The sequence below is a fragment of the Micropruina sp. genome, from assembly GCF_027492755.1.
Taxonomy (GTDB): Bacteria; Actinomycetota; Actinomycetes; order Propionibacteriales; family Propionibacteriaceae; genus Micropruina.
In genome coordinates this window covers 4,885-6,002 of record NZ_JAPUED010000211.1, presented here as the reverse complement: position 1 = coordinate 6,002, position 1,118 = coordinate 4,885, and the positions used below count along the sequence as shown (strand labels likewise).

Here is a 1,118-nt window from a genome sequence, read left to right as displayed (position 1 = left end):
TGCTCGTCGTCGGTCTCGTGGGCGTCGAGGAAGGCGGCCAGCGGCACCTTCGAGTCGACCCAGACGAACCGGTCACTGTCGAGCAGCACCTTCAGATCGGGTCGGATCACCTGGCCGGCGGAGGTGCTGGTGGTCTGCTGGGTGACGAAGTCGCAATGCTCGACCATGCCGGCCAACTCGACCACCCGCTTGAGCTGCTGCTCACCCCAGTTGCCGCGGACGTGCGGCTTGCGCAGCGCGGTGGCCAGCGCCCGGGTCTCACGGCGCAACTGCTCGCCGGTGGCCTGTACGTTGCGCACCTGGTTGGCCAGTTCGTTGGCCAGCACCGCCCGCTGCTGCTCGACCTCGCCGAGCCGGGTGCGGAACGCCTCGAGCGTCTCGTGCACCGGCTTGAGCAGCAGTTCGGTGGCGCGCAGCCGCTTCTCGGCCGTGTCGTCAGCCGCCTTGCCCTGCCGTTCCAGGGTTTCGGCGGAGAGCACCTTGAACTGAGCCACCAACGACTCTCGGTCGGCGGTGACCTCGTGGGCCCGCCGGACGGCGGCGTCGCGTTCGGCGACCGCGGCAGCCAGATTCGCCGAGACCTCGGCCGCTTCGGCCTGCGCCGCCGCGGCGACGGCACGGGCTTCGGCAGCTTCGACCCGGGCACGCTCCACGTCGGTGCCGGCCCTGGCCAGTTCGGCGCGCGCGGACGCTGCCTCGGCCCGGGCGTCGGCGGCCTCGGCGCGGGCATCGGACGCCTCGCGCTTGGCCTCGGAGACCTCGGTGCGGGCGGTCGCGGCTGTTGCCTGCTGGCCCGCCTGATCGGCCGATTGTCGGGCGACCGACACCGCCCGCGTGACGAGCCCGCCGAGCAGAGCGCCCAGCGTCGCGGCGACCAGAGCCAGGACAACCATCTCCATGTCCCCGATCTTGCCGGGCCCCTCTGACAAAACTCGTGACCGACCCGGTGCGGGCGTCCAATCGGGTCACGACTAAGTCTGATCACCGCGTCCGTCGGTCGAGCTTGTCGAGACCCCTCAGCAGGATCTCGACAAGCTCGATCAGCGGTGGGGTGAGCTCGATCGGCGGTGGATGAGATCCCGGCGTGCGCCGGGATGACGAGTAGCGCCGGGATGACG

1 protein-coding gene is annotated in these 1,118 nt (G+C 70.9%); it reads right to left on the bottom strand.

Annotated elements, in window-relative coordinates:
- Positions 1-899, bottom strand: an 899-nt coding sequence (locus Q0066_RS14780; RefSeq protein WP_298134250.1) for a DNA recombination protein RmuC, incomplete at its 3' end; no start/stop codon positions are given.
- Between the last annotated feature and the right edge of the window lie 219 nt (positions 900-1,118).